Here is a 22,505-nt window from a genome sequence, read left to right on the forward strand (position 1 = left end):
CACCCTCGGCAGCAGCGACTCAACCCGCTCCCACAGGCCGTCACACGCGACCCACGGGGGTTACTCGCCCTTACACACCCGCCCACACCACACCCGACCATCACCACATGTCGCACAACATACACATTTTGTTATGACCTCTTAGGCACCGGGCTCGAGAGTGATCCGGTGGCCGTCGAGGACGATCCGGAGGCCGCCGCGAGCGCCGACGCCCGGAGTGCGTCACTACCTCAGGCTCGGCCCGGTGGGCACCGGCTGCCGCCCGATGCGCTGCCCTGCACATCGAAGAACTCGACAAGAAGGACATCGACCTCCCCAACAACCTTCTCGACTGGGCAGGGCGAGCCATCGCGAGCCCACGGCCGACCGCTCCTGTCCGTTAGCAGTCACTCTCCGATCCCAGGGAGCTTCCATGCCGACTGAGCAGATGAACGCCGCCGTGATTGTGAGCCTCGCCGCTTTGATCCTGATCGGCGCGGTGACGGCCATCGTGGCGCGCCGAGACGTGGCCCGGCTTCCGCTCGTGCTCACCGCCCTGGCAGTGGCGCTCGGCGCCATTCCCGCCATTCTGCGTGTTCTCATCGGCTAGCGGCCGCCACAGCCGGCCGCACCCCCCATACCCCGAGGGTCTCTCAATTGGTGCGCTGGTTCGGCAGATGCGGACCGATGTAGCCGATGTAGATGCGGCCTGTATTGCTGGTGTCATCCAAGAAGTGCATGCGCGGCGCGGGCGGGCGCCCTGGCCCCAGCCGGATGTGCGCGCCAAAGAACGCCTCCCCGCGGGGATCGACGTCGGCGGGGACGGGGAAGGTGCGCGCGCGCCGGTACCGCTCGTCGCTTCGGACGCGCTCGTACTCGCCGAGCGCGATGATGGAGGTGGCGATGGAGACCTCGGGTGCGCCGGAGCGGCAGTAGGCGAGCAGGTCGCTCACAGGTTCCTGGTGGCTTCGAGCCTGGGCGTAGGCCTCAAGCGTGGACAGAGCGTCCCAGGCGCGGCGCCGCCAGGCCGCTGCCTGCGGAAAGTGGTCCAGGGTGCAGGCGAGGTCTGTGGCCAGGGCGTCGACGTCCAGCAGCGTGAACCGGTCCCGGGCCGCGTCGATGAGCGCGCCGAAGTCCGCAGGGTCCGGCTCGTGGATGTCGCGGGATCGGGGATTCTGGGAGGCGTCGCTGCACGCCGCGAGCCGCGCGAGCCGCGCCCGGTCCCGCACGGCGTCGGCGAGTTCCTCCTCGGCCTGTTCCGCCGCGGCGGCGAACTGGTCGGCTTCGGCGTGCGCCGCTTTCAGTTGCCGGGTCAACACTTCGACCGCGGGGTCAAGCTCGCGGATACGCTCGCGGGCCGCGGCAAGCTCCTCCTCCACCCGTGCGCCGTGCTCGCGTGCGACGCTCAGCTCGTGTACGACCTGATCGAGTCGGCCGGTGCGGTTGTTCAGGTGCTGCTGGACGTGGGACAGTTCCGCGGCCAGTGCCCTGGTGCGGTCCCGCAGCAGTTCCAGCCGGTCGGGTGCTGCAGGGACCCTCAGGCGCCCGGTGGGTTCCAGTAGCGCCGCCGCGTCGGCCGCCAGCCCGGTCGGGTTCGTCTCGGCTCGTGTCCGCAGTGCCTGATCCACCAGGCGCGCCAGGGCGCCAGGGCTCGTCATCTGCCCTTTGCGCAGCGTCTGGTCGCCGATGGAATCGGTGGTCGGCGCGAACCAGCGCGCGCCCGAAGGCGGGATACGCCGATCTGGAAGATGCTCGGCCAGTTTTTGCTGGCCCTCCTCACTGACCAGAACGAGATTCACCAAGCCCGGCCACAGCAGGAACTTGGTCTCGGCGAGCATGATCCCGGCCAGCGTCCCGCCCCCCTCCACGGTGGTGATCAGCAAGCCTTCCGCGCGGCCGGGTCCGGTGATGCGCGCCAGAAGCTCGGTCAGCCGCTCGGGCGGCAGTTGCTCGATGGGCATGCCTTGTGCTGGGGGCAGCACGGGCGGCGATCCCAGCATCCTCTTGATCAGCGCGGCGGCGTCACCGAGCTGGTCCTCAATGTCATCGCCCGCCAGGCCCGCCCACAGCAGCGGGGAGACCACTTGATGGGTCCAGCGATGCCCGGCCTCGGCGACCAGCGCCCACTCGCATCTCATCACCGAGCCGTCCCACCCGATCCGGGGACGCGGCAGGTCCCGCAGCATCAACCCGGCCCGGACCTCGCCGTCGCCCTCGCCCGTCCAGGTCGTGACCGTGCCCGCGACCACCACCGGGATCGGATCACCGAACGGATCGTCGGGATCGGCCAGAGTGCCGTCGGCGACTTCCCAACCCGCGTGCAGCCGTACATCGTGTTTAGCAGCCCGGCCGGTGATGTCGGCTGCGAGCCGCCGGACCGGCTGGGCACCCCCGCCAGCAGCGAGTCCGTGCAGCCAGATCCGGTCCATGGACTGGCCGTTCGCTCGCGGCCGGGCCTGTGCCTGGGGGCCGTCCTGCGCGGGGGGCTGGAAGGTCATGGCTCAACTGTCGCGAAAACCGCGCCTCCGCGCCGGTAGATCTCCCAACCCGGCACCGGGCTGGCACGACCTGGCCGCCCCCGGTGTGCGGCCGGCCGCGGCGCCGCCGGGCACCAGATGCGCAGCCCCGATCCCGTCCGGCCGCCGATCGCCATGAGCAAGCCATGGTCGGCTCTGATGTGGTCAGGTCGTCTGGCGCCGGACCGGTCCACTGCCCGATCACGGCCCCCTATAGGTCGGCCCGCTCATCCGGCTCATCTGCGCATTCTGGCCAGCGGCAGGATCACCCGCGCCTCCCGGATCTCCTCCTCGGACGCAGCCTCCGCCGCCTCCTCAATGTCGGCTTCCGCAAGCTCAGCATCGTCGCTCATGCCGCACCTTAGATGTACCGCCTTCTCAGTCGAAGCCTGTTCCATAAAGCGGTGCCTCCCGACTTCAGCCGGAAGGGATAAGCGCACCGGCCATGAATATCGGCTGGAGGTTCGGTGAGCTGCGACGCGGCGGCGGCCTCCTGGTGGCGGTGAGCCTGATGGGGCAGGCCAATGCGGCCGAGACAGCCCGTGCGAGAGATTAACGCCAGTACCTGACGCTATTTTCGCCCGTTCCGTTATGTGGGATGAGTGGAAACACGATGGCATCGGAGTCAGGTGCCGATGACGTTCCCGTAAGAGCCGTCTATCCCTTTATGTATAACCTGTGTTGATCGCGCGGATCATGGCGGATTTTGTCTTACCGGGGTGTTTCAGTAACGAGTCTGAGCCGATGTGCGGCGCGGGCGGTCCGCGCGCGGGGATCCGGCTCGGGCAGGAGCTCCTCATGGGCAGGTACTACCGGCGTGGGCACTGGGTGAACACGCCGTCATCGCGCGGCGGGACCAAGACGTCCGGCTGGCTGATCGCCGGGCTGGTCGCGCTGGCGCTGCTGTTCGTCACCGGTCAGCACGGCGGGTCCGGCGGAGCCGAACCGGATCCCGCGCCGTCCGGGCCGGCCTCGCACGCGCCGGCCAAGCCGTGACCGCGGGCCCCTACCGGGCGGGCGGCCGCCTGTCCCCAGCCGTTCAGGTGCGGGCCTGGCTGGTGCGCCGCGCCAGACGGGTCCGGCGGCCGCGCACCCTGCAGGACTGGATCGGGGCGGCGCTGGTGGCGCTGTTCGCCGTGAGCGTCGCCGTGCAGTTGCTCCTCGAGGCGCTGCGCGCGCTGGTGAGTGCCTGGTGGCTGACGCCGGCGGTGCTGGTGCTCGGCGTCGCCGTGTGGTGGATGGCGGGACAGGCGCGGGCGGTGCGCGCCGCCGTGCGGGCACAGCGGCGCGCCGAACTGGCCTTCACCCTGGCCCAGATCGACGCGATGGCACCGGAGGTGTTCGAGTCCGCCGTGGCCGAGCTGATGATCCGCGACGCCATCGCCGCACGGCGGGTCGGCGGAAGCGGCGACCAGGCCGCAGATGTCATCGGCGAACACGCCGCTACCGGCACCCGGGTCGTGGTGCAGTGCAAACACACCACGATCAGGGCCAGTGTCGGCGTCCAGGTGATCTACCAGGTGAACGGCACCGCCGGCCCCGCGCACCGCGCCGATGTCGCGGTGGTGGTCACCAATGGCGGTTTCACCCGCTCGGCCCGCCGAAACGCCGAGCAGTTCCGCATCGCGCTGCTGGACCGGGCCGAGCTGGAACGCTGGGCCACCGGCGGCGTCAGCCTGCCGGAACTGCTCGGGCTGGGCACCGTCCGCGGCCGCCGGCACCAGCTGCGGTTCCGCCACGACCCGGCGAGCGCCGGACCCGCCGGCGCCGACGATCAGGGCTCATCTGAGCGGGCTTCATAGGACAGTGGAGTACATGAGCACCGTCACGACCCGCGACGGGCTGCAGGTCACCCTGCAGCCCTGCCCCTCCTGGTGCACCACAGACCACTTCGATCCCGGCACCTACCCGCACCTAGAGGACGGGTTCCATCACCTCAGCGAGCCGGTGGACATCCTCACCACCGACGTCAGCAAGATCCCCGACGGTGAGCCGACAACCGTCCAGCTGCGCTTGAAGGCGTTCGTGGCCCCGCTGAACGCCGCGCCCGGCCCCACCCAAGTCGAACTCGCCCTCCTCGACAACGAAGACGCCGTGGAACTGACCCCCCAACTCGCCCGCAGCATCGCGGCAGCACTGCACGACCTGAGCGAGCGAGCGGAACGCTGACCCGACGCTCAGACCGGCCGTGGGCACCGCCAGTGACCCTGCCGGCCGTCAACACCGTCACCGTCCGCACCGGCCCGCGATACCCCCGCTGCGCCCGGAACTCGGCCACCATCGCTCGCGCCAGACGACTCCCCGCGGGCCGATCACCGGCTCCCGCATCCACGGCCCCGCTGCCATACCTCCGATCGAAGAGACGCCCCGGCCTCATCGTGGCTGGACCCGCCGCAGCCCGGCGATCTCCATGACGCCCGTCCATGCGCCGGGACGAGCCGGGACCATCTCGCTTCACTGGGTCGTCGCAGACTCGACCTTGCCTGCCGCCTGGTCGTGTGCTCGCATGCCTGCGGCTGCATTGTCCAGAGCCAGATCCACCCGGCTTCAGAAGAGGGTCCTCACCTGCAGTACCGGCTCTCCCGTCAGTCAGGGACACATTCAACTGCAACGCAGAAGAATCTTGCGAGCTCCGTTAGCTGACAGGGCTGGTGACATCGCGCTCGCTAGCATCGGAATCGAGCAGGGAAACGGCAGCGAGTTAGGGATTCTCAGAGGCGCGAAAGAGCGAATTGGACAACCGCCCCTTCAGCCCTCTCTTTGAGATCACGCACCTGACAGGACGCTCGTTATGGATCTACAACGTAAAGCCACTCGCCTGCTGAGCTCAATCACATGAAGAAGCCAAGCTGACAGCAGCGGGCAATCTCCGCAACGTCGAGGGGAAACGCAATGGATACAGGCAAGCGCCGGATTCTGCACGTGTTGCCGGTCGCGGTCCCTCCGCACGCATGGCAGGGGTTTGCCGAGCAGTTCCCGGCAGGGATCCTTGACGGGGACACGGAGGTTGAGTTCACCGCGCCTGCACGCGGGCCAGCGAACATGATCGACAGCGATTATGAACGCACGATCAGCGACGTCGCCGTCCTGGCCGCGGTGGAGAGCGTCCTGGCCGCCGCTGAGAACGCCGAGCGAGACTTCGCCGCCATTGTGGTGAATAGCATGAGCGATAGCGGGCTGCTTGCACTGCGTTCACGGGTGGCCATTCCGGTCGTCGGCGCCGGCCAGGCATCCCTGACGCTGGCGTCCTGTCTCGGCAGCCGGATCGGCGTTGTGACCATGTGGCGGCCCTGGCACGCTCTGTACTCCTCGGCCGCCGCCGCGGCCGGCATCTCCGAGCGGCTGGTCAGCGTCCGTGATATCGGCATCCGTCCCGATGCCGAAGAGCTCCTTGGCGACCGGGAAACCGTTTACCCGCGGCTGCTCGACGCCTGCTCGAAGGCCATCCAGGAAGACGGCGCCGACGTGCTGATCCTGGGAAGTACCACGATGCATCCTGCACACCAATTTCTCGCCGAGCAGCTCGACGTTCCGCTCATCAACCCGGGTGTCGCCGCGCAGCAGCTCGCTCAACAATTGGTGCGCGCGAGGCTGACGCATTCCCGGCGTGCTCACCCTGCTCCCGCAAGGCCCGATAGCGGGCTACTGGCTGCTCTCACCGCGCGTACCTAGGCAGGGCTCACCAGATGATGGCGGGCGGACAGGTCTCGCCTTCGTCTCTGCTGGCATCGACGGTCGGCTGGGCCTGCCCTGGTGGGCGCGTTCGGTCTCGGCGACCGTTGAGCTTGGCCATACCGGGCAAACCATCGAACGGTTACGTGCCCACGGCAATGGCTTTGCCGAGCAGCATCGGGGACGATCCGCGCGCCGCCGTCGCTCCTCGCAGCAGAGTGCAGGTGCCCAGGTGCCGTCCAGAATGCCCCAGGCCCACGGTTTAGAGGCGATCGAGACGCCTTGCCGCTGACCGGAGCCATCCTGCGAGGATGATGCGTCGCGGTGATGGCGACGAAGGTGCGGTCGATTGATAGCGCCCCTGCGGGGCGCGCGGACAGAAACCGATCTGTTTGGTTTAATAAGATCAACTCGGATACGGTCCAGCTGGCCGCATTCGTGTCGAAAGTTCGCAACCAGAGGAGGTCTCCCATGGCGCAGAAGGTTGAAGTCCTTCTCGTGGACGACGTTGACGGCGGGGACGCGGACGAAACCATCAGCTTCTCCATCGACGGCACGGCTTATGAGATCGACCTGAGCAAGAAGAACGCCGCCAAGCTCCGCAGCGGCCTGGAGCCGTTCGTGGCCAGCGCCCGCCGAGCGCGCAAGCCCGCTGCCCGAGCCGGCCGCGGGACGCGCACCGCGGGCAGCCGCGAGCGCTCCGCCGAGATCCGCGAGTGGGCGAAGAACCGGGGGATCAAGGTCAATGAGCGCGGCCGTATCCCCGCCCACGTGATCGAACAGTACGAGGCGGCCGCCAAGTAGGCCTCGCTCTGAGACTCCCACCCCGGGGATGGGCGATCGGCAGGTCCGGCGGCGACTGGTTGTTCCTGCTTTCATGTTTCCTGCCATGAGCTTGGAAAACACCCTCATGACCGCCACCCGCTCCCGGGCGGCTCGTGGCCGGGCGGCTCCGCCGCTGATCAGCCGCAGATGAGATGACACGCACCAGGCTTGGAATCGGCCGTGACGCAGAGGCTCTTTGCCGGATCCGGGCACGGCGCGAGCCTGCGAGCAGGTGAACGCGGTGAACGGCACAGGCGTCTGAACATCGTGGACGAGGCGAGGACGAGTGCGGATTCGAGCGTTCGGCGACGGGAGCGTGCGGCGCGGGTCGCGTTACTAGTGGCCGGTGCCGTGATGGCGGTCGCGGTGGTGTGGGTGCACGTCGACGGGGTCAAGGTCGAAGGCAAGGACGGCCTGGCGGGCAGGTTCTACCAGAGCCCGTATAGCCGGTTGGCAGACCCATTGACGACTATGCGTGTCCGGTCCAGGGTGGGCCGATGACGGGTCATTCCATGGACCGGCCTCCGCGTTCTGGTGAACCGGACGGGCCCGATCTTCGTGCGGCGCGAGCCGCTGAACTCCACGCCCGGCACGGCCATTCCCGCACCCGGGTGGTCGATGACCACATGTTCTGCGTCGGCGGCGGCGCTTGGTATCCCGAGACATTCCGGCTCCAACTGTTCACCGCTCCCGGCGCGCGGCCGGTCGCGGTCGCCATTCAAGCGAGGAACGAGGGCGCGAGCCTGGTCAACGGCCGTGAGCGGTACCTGGCCGAGGTCTGGCGCCGGCATTGCCCCGACCAGCCGCAGCCGCCGCTGTGGATCCGGCGCCAACTCCTGCGCGGCGGGGACGAGTTCGTCCTGCACGAGATGACAGCCGTCACCGGCCCCGGCGCCGAGCCTTACGCCGTCCACCACAAGGCCGCGAGCACCTACCGGTTGACGCTGGAGGACATCCGCCGGCTGGTCGACGCCGATGTCGCGCCCGATCGCGGCGCCGGCTACGTTCCTCGCCCGCCCGAGCCGTATGTCCCCGACCGGTTCACAGTGGTGTGGGTGGCGCTGTTCCCGCGGCCCGACCCATTCCGCGAAGACGACTGCATGCCCGCCGGCACTCCCCCGCACCGCCGCGCGGTGCGCCAGCTCGCGCGCCGCAGGCGCGGCAGACCCTGCTGCTGGTACCACGGGGGGAACTGGCATACGGTCTCGCGCACCGCGATCACGCTGCTGCGCCGCGCCAATCGCGAAGGTGTCGACCACGAGGAGATGGACGACTACTTCGAGGAGCAGATGGGGTCGTTGAAGCTGACCGACTGGGAACGCCAGGCACTGCACTCGTTGAGCAGCGACCCGATCCGGTTTCAGCGCGACGGGCTGCACCGCACCTACAACAACGGCCAGCACCGAGCCCAGGCGATGCTCGACAGCGGCGTCTCGCGGACCATCGCCACCCGCCTGATCTACCCCGACCTGGTCCGCGACCCCGACTGGCCGCACAACGCCCCCACCGCCATCGAACTCGGACTCCCCGACCCCCTCCAAGCTCAGGAATAACCGGGAGACTTCCCTGCTGGAGAACCTCCTCCGCCGAATTCGACGGCGCCCGCACAGCACCAGGCGACCCGGAGCAAGACGAGGTGGCCTGCCGGGCATTCGAACGCTTGTACGATCCTTGGGGCGTGCGAGAGTTCCCTGCCTTCGTTAGCCACGAGGGGCTGCCTCGCAAGCCGACCGAGGCCCGCCTTACCGACGCCCCACTGAGGTGGCGTGTCGTCGAGGTGCTGAACGCCGCGCAGAACGTGGCCATCGAGGAGCGATCGGCTCGCAAGGTCTATCACTTGCTGGTGTTCGGCCCAATGCCGTACGCGCCTGAGCAGAGCGGGAAGTTCGAGTTCATTGCGGTGGACTACGTCGACCGGCCGTACTGGTGGGACCTCCGCGAGTTCACCCACACTGAAGAGTCTTCATCGGGAAGTCACGGCCTTCTCGAACGTCACGGAGACGAATGCGGCGGGTTGCCGGAACTCCTACAGAGCGCCAGGGTGTCAGCGCAGCCGGCTCCCTCGGGGTGGACACAAACCGCCGTGGTGTCGAACGCGGTGCTGCGCTCGCACGACCAGATGGAGGCCCGGGTCACGCCCGCCCTCGCCGACGTGGGCCGGCTGCTGACCGAGCACGCCGCCCGCCACCACTCAGAACGACGCGTGAAAGCGCCCCCGAGGGGGCGCTTTCACGTTTTCGGGCGCCCGCCGGGCCGGTCGTGTTCCGGGGCGCGGAGTTCGCCGTCGGGCCGGAAAAACCGGTGTGCCTGACGGAGGGCGGCCGCTACGATCGCGGACACTTGATCTCAATGGTCCGACGGCACCGTCCGCGACCGTTCTCGAAAGGCGCCCGACGATGCGGATCAGGGAGCAGGGGCCCGACCACCCCGAACCGCTGGAGCGAGGGCATCCCTTCCGCCAGTGGAAGACGTGGCGAATTCCCGGCGCCGAGCTGACCCTCACCGGCTACTCCCGTGCGAACGACAAGACCTTTTTCCATATCCCCGAGCTGAGGTGCAGCCTCGACGCGGGACTGTGCGAGGGGCGGCAGGTCGACACGGTGTTCCTGACCCACACCCACCACGACCACTCCAAGGATCTCGACTTCCTGACTTCCAGGACGCCCGGCCCTGACGTCTACCTGCCCGCCGAGGCGGTGCCGTACGTGGAGTCCTACCTGCGCGCGTCCGCCGAGCTGAACCACGGGGCGGGATTCGACCCCGCGCTGGCGGGGGGCCACCGCCTGCACGGCGTCCGGGGGGACGACGAGTTCGTTTTCGGGCGCCGGGGACACCATGTGCGGGTGGTGGAGTGCGAGCACAAGGTGCCCTGTGTGGGCTATGCCTTCTCGGAGCAGCGCAAGGCGCTGCGCCCGGAGTTCGAGGAACTGCGGCGGTCCCTGGTGCGGGAGGGACGGGGCAAGGAGTTCGGGCGGCTCATGGCTCGGCACCGCGCGGAGGGGACCGAGGTCGACGTCGCGGTCCGCCGCCCGCTGTTCGCCTTTCTCGGTGACACGCACGTCGGCGTCTTCGAGCGGAACCCATGGCTCTTCGAGTATCCGGTCGTCATCACGGAGTGCACTTTTCTCGACGACGCCGAAATGGACCGCGCGAATCGGGTGGGGCACACGGTGTGGAGCCGGCTCAGACCCGTGGTCGAGGCCCACCCGGAGACGCTGTTCGTTCTGACCCACTTCAGCCTGCGTCACTCGGACCGGGAGATCCTCACGTTCTTCCGGCGGCAGCGGGAGGCGGAAGGCGCCGGGCTTGGGGACAACGTCCTGTTGTGGGTGCACCCGGAGAGCCGCCTGCCCGAACAGCACCAGCACGGCGATTCCTGAGCGGTCGCCGGGGCCCCGGCGGTGACCAGGCCCGCGCGGGTCCGCGCACTCAGTCCGCCATCCGCCAGGTTTTCCGAGGCTTTGCATGCATCCGGCCCGGAATGCCGGGGCGCTGCTGCCATGGACGCGGCCCGCCGGGAGGGCGGTAACCGACCCCCAGCGCGTCCAGACGGGCATAGTGCGCCGAGCTCATCCGGCGCTCGAAATCGTCGAAATCGCGTTCCTCCGGGTCGGGCAGCTGCGACCAGGCCACTTCGGCGAACGCGACGAGCCGGGGGAACGCCTGGTAGTCCACCCGGCCGCGGTCCTCGGCGACCTCGGTCCACAGGTTGGCCTGGGCGCCGATGATGTTGGCGGCGTGGGGCGTACCGGCCAGCCGGGGCGGTACGGGCTCGAACCGGTAGACGTCCTCAAGCGTGTGCACCCACCCGAACGGCACGGGCTCCTCGGCGCCGTGGGCCTGGGCATGGTCGAGGTAGACCTCCTGCTGAGGACACATCACCACGCTGTGACCGGCTTCGGCGGCGGCGATGCCGCCTCTGTACCACCGCCAGCACATGACCGCGGCCCCCTCCGCCAGGCCGCCCTGCAGGATCTCGTCCCAGCCGATGAGGCGACGACCGCGCGCGGCGAGCCGGTCCCCGAAGTGACGGATGATCCAGGACTGGAGCTCGTCCTCGTCCCTGAGCCCCAGTTCACGGATGCGCGCCTGGGCCGTGGGGGAGTCGCGCCACTGGTCCTTGAAGCACTCGTCCCCGCCGATGTGAACGAAGCGGCTGGGGAAGATGTCCAGCACCTCGTCCAGGACGTCCTCGTAGAAACGCAGCACCGCGGCTGTGGGGGCGAGCACGTTGCGGTTGAAACCCCAGTCGGTCCAGACCTCCAGCGCGGCGGTGTCGACGACGTCGGTGTTCCCCAGTTCGGGATACGCGGCGATGGCCGCCTGCGAATGGCCCGGCAGGTCGATCTCGGGGACGACCGTGACATGCCGCTCGGCCGCGTACGCGACGATCTCGCGCAGATCGTCCTGGGTGTAGAAGCCGCCGTGCGGCCGTTCGTCCCAGAGCGGCGGCTCGCCCCAGCCCAGGCGGCTCCGCCGCCGCCAGGCCCCGACCTCGGTCAGCCGGGGGTGCCGCCGGATCTCGACGCGCCACCCCTGGTCGTCGGTGAGATGCAGGTGCAGGACATTCAGCTTGTGGGCGGCCAGCAGGTCGACATAGCGGAGTACGTCGTCCTTGGGCAGGAAATGGCGTGCGACGTCGAGCATGAAGCCCCGCCAGGCGAAACGCGGCGCATCCTCGATGGTGACGTGAGGCACCGTGACCTGGCCCCGCGTGACGGGGGCGCGGCGGAACGCGTCCGGGCCCAGCATCTGCCGCAGGGTCTGACGGCCCCAGAACACACCGGCCTCGTCGCCGCCCACAATCTCGACGCCGCCGGCCGACACGGTCAGCCGGTACGCCTCCAGCCCGAGTGACGGATCGACGCCGGTGTGCACGTTCCCCCCGAACGGCCCGGACTCTCCCGTCCGTTCGCACCGGCGGGGGGCAGGGATCAGATTCACCTCGGTCACCGCAACACCCACTTTCGCGCAGGTCGTAATAGGCGCCCGAATCCGGAGCGGCTCAGGACTCCTGTCGCTCTGCACGGGTGGTGCAGGGCTGCGAACGCCTCTCGTCAACACGGCCAGAATGCCGCACTCCGCGCCGACGCACAGGCCACCGGGCAGGTCCGCTGGACAGGAGCCGCGCTCCGGCCGCGCTCGGCCTAGTGCGGTGGCGCCTGGTTCAGCACGCCGGCGGCGCGGCCGAGGCTGGCGCTGATCCACAGCGCGCCGGACCGGTCCAGCCGCTCCCCTTGGCTGTTGAGCGTTTTGCTCGTAGAGCGCGTCGAGCATGTGGGTGATCCGGGAGGCGCGCCACACGTGCGGGGTCAGGGCGTCGCCGCAGCAGGGGGCCGCTGGCGCGGCAGTCCAGGTAGCGCGCGATGAGCTTGGCCTGGGTGCGCGAAATCTCCAGGTCGCGGGGTTCGTTGCCCTTGCGGGTGACGCGCAGGAACGTGCGCCGGAACGGGCCGCGGTCGGCGGTCGAGGCGGTCAGGTTCTGGGCCTCAGCGGTCTCGGGGCGGCCCTGGGCGTCGGTGCGGTAGGTCGCGCCGTTGGCGTGATAGGTCACCCGCGGCTTCAGGTGCCGATCGCAGGGCACGTCGTCGGCCGGACCGGTCGGCTCCGCCGTTGATCAGTCGCTCACGAGAGGACATGCCGCCGGGTTTGGAACCGGCTTTGAAGCAGGCCGCATTTGTGGCCGGATCCGGGCATGGTGGGAGCTGGCGAGCGGGTGAACGCGGTGAGCGGCGCGGGCGTCTGAACGGCGTGGGCCAGGTGGCGGAAACAGCAGCGATTGAGAGCGTTCGGTGGCGGGTGCATGCGGTTCGGGTCGTGTTGCTGGTGGCCGGTGCCGTGGTGGCGGTCGCGGTGGTGTGGGTGCTGGGGCCGGGCGCGAAGTGGTGGCTGGTGCACGTCGACGGGGTGAAGGTCGGCGGGGCGGGCGGTCTGGTGGGCAAGGACCTGGCGGACGCGTTGGACACCGTGCGGGGCCGGGCGATGGCGATGGGAACCGGACTGCTGGCCGCGGTCGCGATCTACTACACCGCCTCGAACGCGACCTCGGCGCGCCGGTCGGCGCAGGCCGCGATCGAGGGGGTCGACGCGGCCGGGCGTTCCGCCGAGGCCACAGAGATCGCTCAGCTTCGGACGTTCGAGCTGACCCAAGATGGCCTGCGGCAGAGCGAGGAGGCTCAGCGCCGTACGCATGAGCTAACCGAGCAGGGCCAGCGCACCGACCGGTTCACCGCTGCCGTAGCCCAACTCGGCGATCCCTCGCCCGCGATCCAGTTGGGAGGAGTCCATGCCCTGGCCGGCCTCGCCGACGACTCCCGCACCCACGAGTCCCGCCAGACCTGCATCGACGTCCTGTGCGCCTTCCTGCGCCTGCCCTATGAGCCCGACCCCGGCGACGAACCCGCCGAAGGTCAGGACCTGGTCGAGCACGCACGCGCCCGCGCCGCCTTCCGCGCGACCCGCGAAGTCCGCCACACCGTCATCCGCATTATCGGCAACCACCTGCGCGACGGCGTGGCGGTCTCCTGGCAGGGCCACGACCTCGACTTCACCGACGTCATCTTCGACGGCGGTGACTTCAACCGCGCCGTCTTCAACGCCAGCCTGGTCACCTTCGTCGGCGCCCGCTTCACGGGCGGCGCGGTCGACTTCGTCGGCGCTCGCTTCACCGACGGCTTGGTCATCTTCGGGGGCGCCCATTTCGAGGACGGCACTGTCGACTTCGGCGGTGCCCAGTTCACGGGCGGCACGGTCATCTTTGGCGGCGCCCGCTTCACGGGCGCCAGGGTCGACTTCGGCGGCGCCCATTTCGAGGACGGCGTTGTCATCTTCGACGGCGCCGAATCCATGGGCGCCGCGGTCACCTTCACCCAAGCGACGGGGCGCAGGCCTGTGGGGCTGCCGAACGGTATGCCCGATCACCCGTCGGGATGACGCTTCCCGGCACCAGGTAAGGCGAGTCGTCCCACACGGAGGCCGCCCTCGTTGTCGGCGCATCGGGCCTCTGACAGGCGCGTCGAGTTGCTGCCTGATCTTCGCGGCGATCGCCTGTAGCCGGCGGGTGATGGTCGTCGCGGAGCCGGCGCGGTCCGCTTGCCCGAGACGCCGAAGTCACTACCTGCATGCGCCTCCGCCGAACACGGCAGGGCAGCGATTCGGTCAGAGCGGGGTCGTCTTGCCGCGTGTTCGCCCGGGGACGATCGTCAGCTCAGATCAAGGACGGCGCTGGTCCAGCCGAGGACCTGAGGGGTGTGCCAGCGGGGCCGACCGGCAAGGCCCTGTCCGGCGAGAAGGCGGCCCTCTGGAAATGCCTCGCGCTGCTTTGGGTCAAGCTCCAGCACGCGTTCGATCAACGACCGGGCCTGCTCGCGCTGTCCGCGCAGGACCAGGAACTCGACGAGGTCGGGGGCGAAGGCGAAAGGCCCCAAGAGCGCCTCGGGCGCAAGGGCCGCGAGCCGCTGGGGGTCTCTTGTGCTCGCGAACCAGGGAAGGACGGTTTGCCTGATCTGCTCGCACAGTGCCGTCAGGTGGGCTACGCGCTTGTCCGGGCGGGTCAGGAAAACGGTGTTGTGGAATCCGACCCGCGCCAGGTCATAGCAACTGGTGGCGCACAGGACATCCAGCGCGCCGTCTGGGCGGATCACCGTCAGGAGGTGGTTGGCCGTGCGCCAGTCTCCCAGGTCGGGCTCGTCGACATGCAGTTGCGCCACCGCGAACGTGACGAACGAGCCGGACCTGTTGTGATAGCTCGGCTCCAGCGTCATCCGTTCGACGCGCCCGCCGTGGCCCCGCCTCCCGAAGCAGCGCCGGGACTTGATCCATCGAAACCCGTCCGGCCTGAACTCCTCGGCCATGCACAACGCCGCCGCCTGAAGAACATCAGCCGGTCGGTGCGCGTCTACCAGCGGGCCTACCAAGTCGTCGCCCCACATGATCACGTCCACGTCCAGATCATGCCGGAAGATCCCTCAGCCCTCGCCCGGCCGTGCGGTCGAATACGACACAGCCTGATACGACAGTGCACCGGTCCGCTGAACTCCATGCCCGGCACGGCCATCCCCGCACACGGGTGGTCGATGACCACATGTTCTGCGTCAGCGGCCGAGCTCCCCTTTTCGAATTCGGCATTGCTTCGTAGGGCTTGGCGAGTTGCTGCTTGGACGGCCTGAAGGGCGGGCTGGCCCGGGGGCGAGCTGCGGGTGCGCCCTGCCGCTCTTGCCTGGCATCGTGAGTGATCTACCGCACTTCCAGCCCCTGGTGGGTCCTGGGCAGCGTGGTGATGGTTGAAGTCGGCCCCGCGCTAGCCGGGGGTGTTCCCCGCGCATGCGGGGGTGGTTCGTGGCCGGTTCGCCGCTGCGCATCGACGGCCATGTGCTCCCCACGCATGTGGGGGTGGTCCCACCTGTGGGAGGCCCGGTGTTCCCGGGCTGATCAGTGACGCCCTCGTTCCGTGTGAAGGCCCTTCGTGTTCGACGCACCCATCGACTTGAGTGACCTGCCCGGCTACCAGGTCGCGGTGGATCCGCGGCCCTCCAGAACGGTCTTTCTGGGGCGGGTATCGACCAAAGATCTCCAGGACCCCAGGTCTTCGATCGCCGGTCAGGTGGCTGAGGCCTCGGTACTGCCGGAGCCCGGCGAGCAGTTCTCCGGCTACTTCTGGGACGTGGAGTCGGGGATGCTCGGCCTGGACGAGCGCAGCCAGATCGGGCCCGAGGTCTACGAACGGCTCCAGGTGCCGGTGCCGCGCGACGGCGGCCTGAACGACCTGCTGGAGGCGGTCGAGCGCGGCGAAAGCCCGGGCGAGCGCGTGGCGTGCGAGCGGATCTCGCGCGTCGCGCGGGAGATGCTGGCCAGCCTCACCGTCGAGCACTACCTCGAATCCAAGAGCATCCCCATCCTGTGCGCCAACGAGCCCCAGGGCGGCAAGACCACCGGGCGGCTGGAGCTACGGCGCAACGCGCAGGTCCGCGCCGAGATCGTCCGGCACGAGCTGGTCGAGCAGTCGATGCGCGGCCAGCGCCAGCACGCCGCCAACGGGTACCGGCACGGGCCGCCCCCGTACGGCTACATCGCCGTGCCCGACCCCACCGCGCCGCCGGCCGCCAACCGCTTCGGGGGCGACCGCCCCAAGCACCGGCTCGCGCTGCATACCGACCAGCGCCGCCAGGCCACCGTCGCGCGCGCCTTCGAACTGCGCCGAGAGAAAGTCCTCGGCGACGCCGAGATCGGCGCCGCCCTGGCAGCCGACCTGCTGGCGCACCCGCTGGCCGAGGGGCAGAAGATGTGGTGCGGACGCAGCGTTCGCCGCATGCTGGCCAACCCCAAGTACACCGGTTACCAAGTGTGGAACCGCAGGACACGCGAACGCGCCAACCCCATCTGCGAGTGGATCTGGTCGAGTCGGCCGGCTCATCCTACGGTCGTGACCTTGGAGGAGTGGCACGCCACCCAGAAGGTGACCGAGCAGATCCGGGAGCGCCGCCGCTCCGGCTGGGGCCGCGTCCAGGCCGCCGCCGACGAGCGCGGCGTGACCCTCACCCGCGCTCGCGAGAGCGACGAGCACGTCGTGCTGGAGGTAGACGGCCGCCAGATCGTGGTGCCGCGCGGGCAGCTCCCGCCTGCGGCGGCCGACGAGCTCGTCGACTTCCTGCAGGCGAGCCGATGAGCAGCGGCCAACCGCTCCCGCTCGGCGCCGGCCCGGCCGCGGACGGCACCGCCCCGCCGCAGGTGACTCCGCACGTTGCGCTGCCTGTGGTGCGCGACGGCCGGTGGTGGGTCACGCGGGGAACCGGCCACGGCATCGTGGCGTTCGGTCAAACACTGGCCCTGTTGCGCCGCAGCGCGCAAGCAGCCCTGGAACTACGCGACGGCGGTCCCCCGCCGGGCGTGCGGCTACAGCCGGAGTCGGTCGACCTGGACGCCCTGGCCGCCGCCCGCGAGCTCTATCTCGCCGCGCTCCGTGCCGCCATCGACGGTCTGCGGGCCGCTGGCGTCTCCTGGATCGATATCGCCCAGGCATGCGAAATCTCCGGCCGCGATGCGCAGGCTTTCGCAACCGCGACCCCCATAGGCGCGGTCCAGCCCCCCGGTCTCGGTGAGGAGCCTGGGACGGTCGTCTACACCTACGTCATCGAGATCAGCGACGATCGCGAGCACTGGAGGGCCGAGAACGGCGCCTCGACGGGCACCACGCACTCTGCTCGCACCCCGCAAGACCTGGCCGACACGCTCCTGGCCGACCGGCTCAACGGCACCGGACGCCAAGGCGGCTCGGCCCGCTACATCCGGGTCGCGGTGTGGGAGGGCGGCCGACCAGACCACATCAGCTCGGCCGCCGCCGTCGCGGAGCCCGCAGACCAGGACACAGACCAAGACTTCCAGGCCGGGCGCACCCAGCAGCCCGCCCAGCACGAGCGGGGACCCGAGAGCCTGGCTCCAGGGCCCGGGCACCCATCCCGCCGCTCGCCGAGGCGCAAGTGATGGCTACTTCCGAGACCGCCGCCCAGGCCGGCCCCCGGACCAGTACGGCATGCCCGCCGCCGAATTGGCCGGCCCGCCGTTCGAGCCGGTAGACCTGGCGCCGGTGCGGCGGCCAAGGCGGCGGCGGGCACGAACCGCCGACGTCGGAGGCTTCCTTGGCTCAGAGGCGATGCTGCGCAGTGCGGTGCGCGGTCGAGAAGAACGCGGTGCCGGCGCGTCCGCCTCGCGGACGTTGACAGTCGGCGCGTGATGTCTCCGCCACACGGTGGCGTTCCAGCTCGCCGCCACGCGGCACCCTGAAGTGAACTCCCGCGGGCGCACGTCGGTCGGGGGGAGGCGATGGCCGGGTCGTGTTTCGGTAATGCTCGGGGCGGGTCGTGACCGGAGTGTGGATGCTCAGCGGGACCTTGCGGGGCGGAGCCGCACTGAAGGGCAGAGCAAATGACAACGACCCTGCTGTTCGAGGGCCACGGGATTGACACCTACGGTGGCCAGGAATACGAGATGAATTTCCGCAGCAAGTCGATCATCTTGCTGACGGGTCCGGCGGGTTCGGGGAAGACCTCGGCGATCCAGACGCTGTTGTATCCGCTGGGTGTGGCCAGCAACTTCCGCCGCGCGGTGCGGGAGAACGTCGCCAGCGCATGGACCACGATCAATGTCGAAGGGTCCTCGTATCGCCTGGTGCGCAGCATGGCCCGGCGGTCCGGCCTGGTCCGGGTGTACGAGGGGCGCAGCCGTGAGCGGATCCTCACGCTGGACGTGGCCGGGAAGGCCGGGCCCACCCCGTCCCAGTGGCTGTTCGAGCAGATGGGCGTCCAGAAACTGCTGGGCGAAGTGCGGTTCGGAGGGCCGCAGGGCCGCCACGCCGGTTTCGGTGACCTTCTCCCGCTGTTCTACATCAGTCAGCAGGACAACGACCGCCAGATCATGCGGCACCTCACCCACAACGCCGCGCGCAAGACCGTGTTCGAGCTCGTGTTGGGGATCTCCGACGCGCGCGTCGAGGACGCCAAAACCCGCCTCGCCGACCTCGAGCGGCGGCTGAGCGAGATGAAGAGGCGCATCCTCACCATCGAGGCCTTCGTGAGTGAGGATCCCGCCGACGCCGACGAGCTCAAGGAGGAGATGCGGCAGGCAGTGTCCGATGCCCGGCGGGCGGCCCAGCGAGTGAAGGAGTTGCGCGCCCGATCCGAACGGGCCCAAGCAGTCAGACGCCCCTCGGAGGGGGGCGGCGCCTGGCCGGAGTGCCCACGGTGCCGAACCGACCTGCGGCGCCGAACCCCGAGAAAGGGACATTGCCAGCTGTGCCTGGAACCCGAGCCGCCTGCCCGCCCCGGTCCGGCCGGCGCATCCGAGAACGGCGGCCAGCAACCCCAGGACCCGCAAGAACTCGCGCGAGCCCTAGGCGAGGCCATGGCCGAAGCTGCACGGCTGGACGAACTGATCAAGGGGCTGAAGCGGCTCCTGGAACCACACCAGAGGCTGGCTCGCCTCCATGAGCAGCGCAACACCCTGACGAGCGAGCGGACCGAGGCGGCCGCCGCGCTGACCGCGGCCAATGACGCCGCCACCCGCTACCGTCACCGGCTGGAGGAGTTCAGCACCCGCTTCCGTGAGGTCGTCCGGGAACTGAGGCCGCCGTGGTTCGAGCGAGAGGCCCGTATCGACTCCGACACCTACCTCCCAATCGTGGAAGGCGATGCATTCGACGGCCTGGGCGGCGGGGTCCGCGGAGCGATCAACATCGCCTACCACGTCGCCCTGCTCGGCTACGCCCTCAGCATCGGAGCCACCCACGTGCCCAGCCTGCTGATCATCGACTCACCTCGCCGCAACCTCGGCGCCAACGCCGTCGACAGGGCGCTCGCCCAGCGCATCTACGAGCACTTCTCCACCTTCCAGGAAGCCCGCGACGGGACGGCGGCCCCCTCCCGTCCGTTCCAGCTGATCATCGCGGACAACGACCTGCCCGCCACGGCCGCCCCCGGAGCACGCCGCATCAAGTTCGACCACGACAACCCCTTCGTTCCCGGCGTCAACTACGCCACGACCGGCCAGCCTGCCGACGACCTCGAAGACACCGAGGGACCCTGATGGAGGCCCGACCGCACGCCCCCCTGATGGAGCACCCGGCGGGCACGATGTCGGCCCGCGGCCGTCGCCGGCCATCGATGGATGGCGACGGTCCAAGACGCAGACAAACGGCCCGGCCGGCGTCGACGTGGGCGTGAGTCACACCGTCGACCACGCGAACATCACGGAGATCGGTCCGCTCGGCGAGGCAGACGAAGCCCTGCTGGACCGCCTCCGCCTGCCGGGCATTCGAACGCTTGTGCGATCATTTGGGGTGTGCGAGAGTTCCCTGCCTACGTTAGCCACGAGGGGCTGCCTCGCAAGCCGACCGAGGTCCGCCTTGCCAACGCCCCACTGAGGTGGCGTGTCATCGAGGTGCTGAACGCCGCGCAGAACGTAGTCATCAAGGAGCGACCGGCACGCAAGATCTACCACTTGCTGGTGTTCGGCCCGATGCCGTACGCGCCTGAGCGGAGCGGAGAGTTCGAGTTGATTGCGGTGGACTACGTCGACCGCTCGTACTGGTGGATCCGCCCAGAACCCAACGAACCCGGAGATCAGCCGGGCGATGTATCTGATTCGGTCGGCCGCGCCTCAGCCTGATTCGGGTCGGCGGGAACCCGCCCACGGCGGACGCTGGAACCAGGTGGGAACCGTGGTCGTGTCCTGCGGGTGATGCACCGGCGATCTGGTCGGCCTGCGGCCGGCGCGGTCGTCAGCGGTCCGCGGTGAGTTCGGCCCTGCGCTCCAGGGCGGTGCCGATGGCGACGTGTAGGGCGTCGAGGTCAAGTCGGAGCTGCTCGACTGCGCCGAGCGCGGCCAGCAGCTGCCGCGAAGCCGGGGACCCGTCCAGGAACTTGCTGTCCGGGGCGGTGGTCCGGTTGCCGACTTCGCGGGCCGCCTCCTCGATCGCCTCCATCCGCGTGGCGGTGTCGGCGGCGCCGAGCAGCCGGCCGGAGACGGTCTGAGGGGCGTCGGCCAGGGCCTCCTGCAAGCGGACGACCCATTCGGGCAGGAACTCCCCGGGGCCGAGCCGCTCCAGCTCCTCCTCCGACAGCGACCGCAAGGCCGTCGCCGCTTCGCGCGCGTGGTCGGTGAGCTGCTCGCGGGCGTCGATCAGCCCGCGGATCACCGGATCGTCGGCCGGGTCGCCGGTGAGCGCGACCAGATCGGTCACCAGCCGCAAGAACTCCTCCGCACTCAGCCCTAGGGGCGCGCCCGAGGTGGAACCGGAGTCGATGTCCACGACGAGGCGGCCACCGCCCAGCGCGGCGGTGACGGCGGCGGGCAGGCCCACCGTCGTCGTGGTCTTGCCGACACCGCCCCGGCGACGGTGCAAGGAGCCCCCCGGGACTGCAGACCTGCTGCGAGCGTCACGGTCGGACATGCTCCACCTCGATCATGATGATGTGACCAACGTTCCCGCATCGAGCGTAGAGGGCGGCCGCGACATTCAGGCGGGAACGCCGGCGACCGGCCGTCCGCACCGCGTCCGAACAGGCCACGGAGCAGACGCGGCGCTTCCGCCAGTCCGGTGTATCTGACTGGGGGTGGCCCGCCCGCCCTGAACCCTGGTTTGGGAACTGGTTGGACCGGGCCCCGGCTGATCGCTAGCGTCATCGGGTCGGCGCCGGGCGCCGGCCACGTGCGCCTGCCCTTGGGGCGAAAAGGGGCGTGCGGGGGCGGTCGGTTCACCGGGAGCAGGGGGAGACGATGCCGCAGGGCAAAGCGTTCTTGTCGGCTCGCACGAGAGCCGCGATCTGTGACGTGGCCGAGGCCTTGGGGGCGGAGACGTTCCTCAGGGTCATCACCGGCGAGGGCCTGCCTCTGCCGGCGGTGCGCACGCAGCTTGTGAACCCTGACGTCGAGCCGTCCAAGATCGCACTGGGGTTGCAGATCCTGGCCTCGCTGGCCGACGTCCAGGAGCAACGGCCCTACGTCAAGATCCCCGCCGACTGGCCGAGCGGTGCTTCGAACACCTGGACTGGCGGTCGGCTGCAGTAACCCTTGGAGCCCTCCAGGCCATCGAAGAACTGCTGTGGGAGTTCGAACAGCTCCTGGCGCGTGATCCCGGCCTGGATCCGTTGCCCGCCCAGCGGCTGCACCGCTCCTTGAGCACCGACGGCTTCGACATTGACCAGTCCGGCCGCATCCGGCCGCCCGAGACCCTGTTCCTGGACGGCTCCCTCGGCGCGGTCACCGACCCCGCCGTCATCGTGGTGCTGCTGAACCGCATCAGGCAGATCCCGCCCGACGACCCGATGCTGGCCATCGGCACCGCCAAAGAACTCGTGGAATCCACAGCGAAGATCGTCTTGAATCAGCTCCGAGTTCAGTACTCACCCACCGCGGATATGCCGCATCTGGTCAGCGAAGCCCAGAAGGCGCTGGGCGAGCATCCGGTCTGCGTCGCTGCCGGGGTGGACGGCGTCAAGGAGGCCAGGCGGCTGCTGGGCTCCCTTTCAACGGCCGGCGCCGCACTGGCCGCGCTGCGCAACAGCCACGGCACAGGTCACGGCCCCGCCGCGCTTCCCCACGGGCTTCGCCCGCGGCACGGCCGCCTCGCGCTGAGCGCCGCCGACGCCTGGTGCACCTACGTGCTGGACACCCTCACCGACCTGACGAGCCCGGCACCGACCCCAGCCGTTCCTGTACCCCCTCCCGCCCACCCGATCGACGCGCAAGCGGTACCCGGCGGAACGCGGCCCCGAGTTATCGCGCCGGGCGGTGCATCAGTTCCGGTCGGCCGCGCACCGGGCTGAACCCGTGGCGGTGGTGCCAGAGGGCGAGCCGGTTCTCATCGGTTTCGGCGTCCCCGGTGATCGGCTCCACGATCAGTTGCACCGGCACGCGGAGCGCGTCGGCTAGCTGTACTTGGCCATGATCTTGGTGACACCTGACCGGTAGGTGTTTGATCAGCAAGAAGACCTCCGGGCGTAGTGGAGTTTGCACGCTTCA

At 69.5% G+C, this 22,505-nt stretch carries 21 protein-coding genes; 16 read left to right on the plus strand and 5 right to left on the minus strand.

The features are described from left to right. The first annotated feature begins 412 nt into the window (after positions 1–412). Positions 413–589, plus strand: coding sequence for a hypothetical protein (locus tag AB0C84_RS42890; protein ID WP_361077807.1), 177 nt, complete (start codon positions 413–415; stop codon positions 587–589). A 43-nt stretch (positions 590–632) separates the two neighbouring features. Here the strand turns inward: AB0C84_RS42890 and AB0C84_RS42895 are convergent, their stop codons facing one another. Then, positions 633–2,477 carry a hypothetical protein gene (locus AB0C84_RS42895; RefSeq protein ID WP_361077810.1) on the minus strand — a complete coding sequence of 615 codons (1,845 nt, stop codon included), beginning with the start codon at positions 2,475–2,477 and terminating at the stop codon, positions 633–635. 816 nt (positions 2,478–3,293) lie between these two features. Here AB0C84_RS42895 and AB0C84_RS42900 point away from each other — a divergent pair. From AB0C84_RS42900 to AB0C84_RS42935, 8 genes are all read left to right on the plus strand, one after another. Continuing rightward, positions 3,294–3,491 carry a hypothetical protein gene (locus tag AB0C84_RS42900; RefSeq protein ID WP_361077813.1) on the plus strand — a complete coding sequence of 66 codons (198 nt, stop codon included), beginning with the start codon at positions 3,294–3,296 and terminating at the stop codon, positions 3,489–3,491. Continuing rightward, positions 3,488–4,297: a restriction endonuclease gene (locus tag AB0C84_RS42905; RefSeq protein WP_361077816.1), complete on the plus strand. Its 810-nt coding sequence runs from the start codon at positions 3,488–3,490 to the stop codon at positions 4,295–4,297. Before AB0C84_RS42900 ends, AB0C84_RS42905 begins: the two co-directional genes overlap by 4 nt. A 13-nt stretch (positions 4,298–4,310) precedes the next feature. After that, positions 4,311–4,664 carry a hypothetical protein gene (locus AB0C84_RS42910; RefSeq protein ID WP_361077819.1) on the plus strand — a complete coding sequence of 118 codons (354 nt, stop codon included), beginning with the start codon at positions 4,311–4,313 and terminating at the stop codon, positions 4,662–4,664. Between the two features lie 723 nt (positions 4,665–5,387). After that, a complete protein-coding gene (locus AB0C84_RS42915; protein WP_361077822.1) occupies positions 5,388–6,167 on the plus strand; it encodes an aspartate/glutamate racemase family protein in 780 nt (259 codons plus the stop codon). 471 nt (positions 6,168–6,638) lie between these two features. Next, the gene (locus tag AB0C84_RS42920) at positions 6,639–6,971 is read left to right on the plus strand and encodes an Lsr2 family protein (protein WP_361077825.1); all 333 of its coding nucleotides are present in this window, start codon (positions 6,639–6,641) and stop codon (positions 6,969–6,971) included. Between the two features lie 632 nt (positions 6,972–7,603). Continuing rightward, positions 7,604–8,545: a hypothetical protein gene (locus AB0C84_RS42925; protein ID WP_361077828.1), complete on the plus strand. Its 942-nt coding sequence runs from the start codon at positions 7,604–7,606 to the stop codon at positions 8,543–8,545. Between the two features lie 125 nt (positions 8,546–8,670). Then, a complete protein-coding gene (locus AB0C84_RS42930; protein ID WP_361077831.1) occupies positions 8,671–9,303 on the plus strand; it encodes a hypothetical protein in 633 nt (210 codons plus the stop codon). An 85-nt stretch (positions 9,304–9,388) separates the two neighbouring features. Next, positions 9,389–10,372, plus strand: coding sequence for an MBL fold metallo-hydrolase (locus AB0C84_RS42935; RefSeq protein ID WP_361077834.1), 984 nt, complete (start codon positions 9,389–9,391; stop codon positions 10,370–10,372). 49 nt (positions 10,373–10,421) lie between these two features. Here the strand turns inward: AB0C84_RS42935 and AB0C84_RS42940 are convergent, their stop codons facing one another. Beyond that, complete coding sequence (locus AB0C84_RS42940) at positions 10,422–11,945, minus strand: beta-N-acetylhexosaminidase (RefSeq protein ID WP_361077837.1); 1,524 nt, start codon at positions 11,943–11,945, stop codon at positions 10,422–10,424. A gap of 214 nt (positions 11,946–12,159) precedes the next feature. Next, complete coding sequence (locus AB0C84_RS42945; RefSeq protein ID WP_361077839.1) at positions 12,160–12,546, minus strand: hypothetical protein; 387 nt, start codon at positions 12,544–12,546, stop codon at positions 12,160–12,162. Positions 12,547–12,809: 263 nt separating this feature from the next. On the opposite strand from AB0C84_RS42945, the gene AB0C84_RS42950 reads away from it, so the two are divergent. Then, the gene (locus tag AB0C84_RS42950; protein WP_361077842.1) at positions 12,810–13,925 is read left to right on the plus strand and encodes a hypothetical protein; all 1,116 of its coding nucleotides are present in this window, start codon (positions 12,810–12,812) and stop codon (positions 13,923–13,925) included. Positions 13,926–14,194: 269 nt separating this feature from the next. On the opposite strand, the gene AB0C84_RS42955 is transcribed toward AB0C84_RS42950, so the two are convergent. After that, positions 14,195–14,935 carry a hypothetical protein gene (locus tag AB0C84_RS42955; RefSeq protein WP_361077845.1) on the minus strand — a complete coding sequence of 247 codons (741 nt, stop codon included), beginning with the start codon at positions 14,933–14,935 and terminating at the stop codon, positions 14,195–14,197. 659 nt (positions 14,936–15,594) lie between these two features. On the opposite strand from AB0C84_RS42955, the gene AB0C84_RS42960 reads away from it, so the two are divergent. The 4 genes from AB0C84_RS42960 (at position 15,595) to AB0C84_RS42975 (ending at position 20,150) form a co-directional block, all read left to right on the plus strand. Further along, positions 15,595–16,656, plus strand: coding sequence for a recombinase family protein (locus AB0C84_RS42960; protein WP_361077848.1), 1,062 nt, complete (start codon positions 15,595–15,597; stop codon positions 16,654–16,656). After that, on the plus strand, positions 16,653–17,471 hold the full coding sequence (locus tag AB0C84_RS42965; protein ID WP_361077851.1) for a hypothetical protein: 819 nt from the start codon (positions 16,653–16,655) through the stop codon (positions 17,469–17,471). The genes AB0C84_RS42960 and AB0C84_RS42965 overlap by 4 nt, the downstream gene beginning before the upstream one ends. A 441-nt stretch (positions 17,472–17,912) precedes the next feature. Then, complete coding sequence (locus AB0C84_RS42970; RefSeq protein WP_361077854.1) at positions 17,913–19,568, plus strand: hypothetical protein; 1,656 nt, start codon at positions 17,913–17,915, stop codon at positions 19,566–19,568. A 255-nt stretch (positions 19,569–19,823) separates the two neighbouring features. Then, positions 19,824–20,150, plus strand: a complete 327-nt coding sequence (locus AB0C84_RS42975) for a hypothetical protein (protein WP_361077857.1) — start codon at positions 19,824–19,826, stop codon at positions 20,148–20,150. Positions 20,151–20,262: 112 nt separating this feature from the next. Here AB0C84_RS42975 and AB0C84_RS42980 read toward each other — a convergent pair whose 3' ends face one another. Beyond that, on the minus strand, positions 20,263–20,886 hold the full coding sequence (locus AB0C84_RS42980; protein WP_361077859.1) for a hypothetical protein: 624 nt from the start codon (positions 20,884–20,886) through the stop codon (positions 20,263–20,265). 374 nt (positions 20,887–21,260) lie between these two features. Here AB0C84_RS42980 and AB0C84_RS42985 point away from each other — a divergent pair, with 374 nt between their 5' ends. Beyond that, complete coding sequence (locus AB0C84_RS42985; RefSeq protein WP_361077862.1) at positions 21,261–21,551, plus strand: hypothetical protein; 291 nt, start codon at positions 21,261–21,263, stop codon at positions 21,549–21,551. A gap of 107 nt (positions 21,552–21,658) precedes the next feature. Beyond that, positions 21,659–22,309 (plus strand): abortive infection family protein, encoded by a 651-nt coding sequence (locus AB0C84_RS42990; protein ID WP_361077865.1) that lies wholly within the window; start codon positions 21,659–21,661, stop codon positions 22,307–22,309. Positions 22,310–22,505 lie beyond the last annotated feature (196 nt).

The organism is Actinomadura sp. NPDC048955, assembly GCF_040649435.1.
Lineage (GTDB): Bacteria > Actinomycetota > Actinomycetes > Streptosporangiales > Streptosporangiaceae > Spirillospora > Spirillospora luteofluorescens.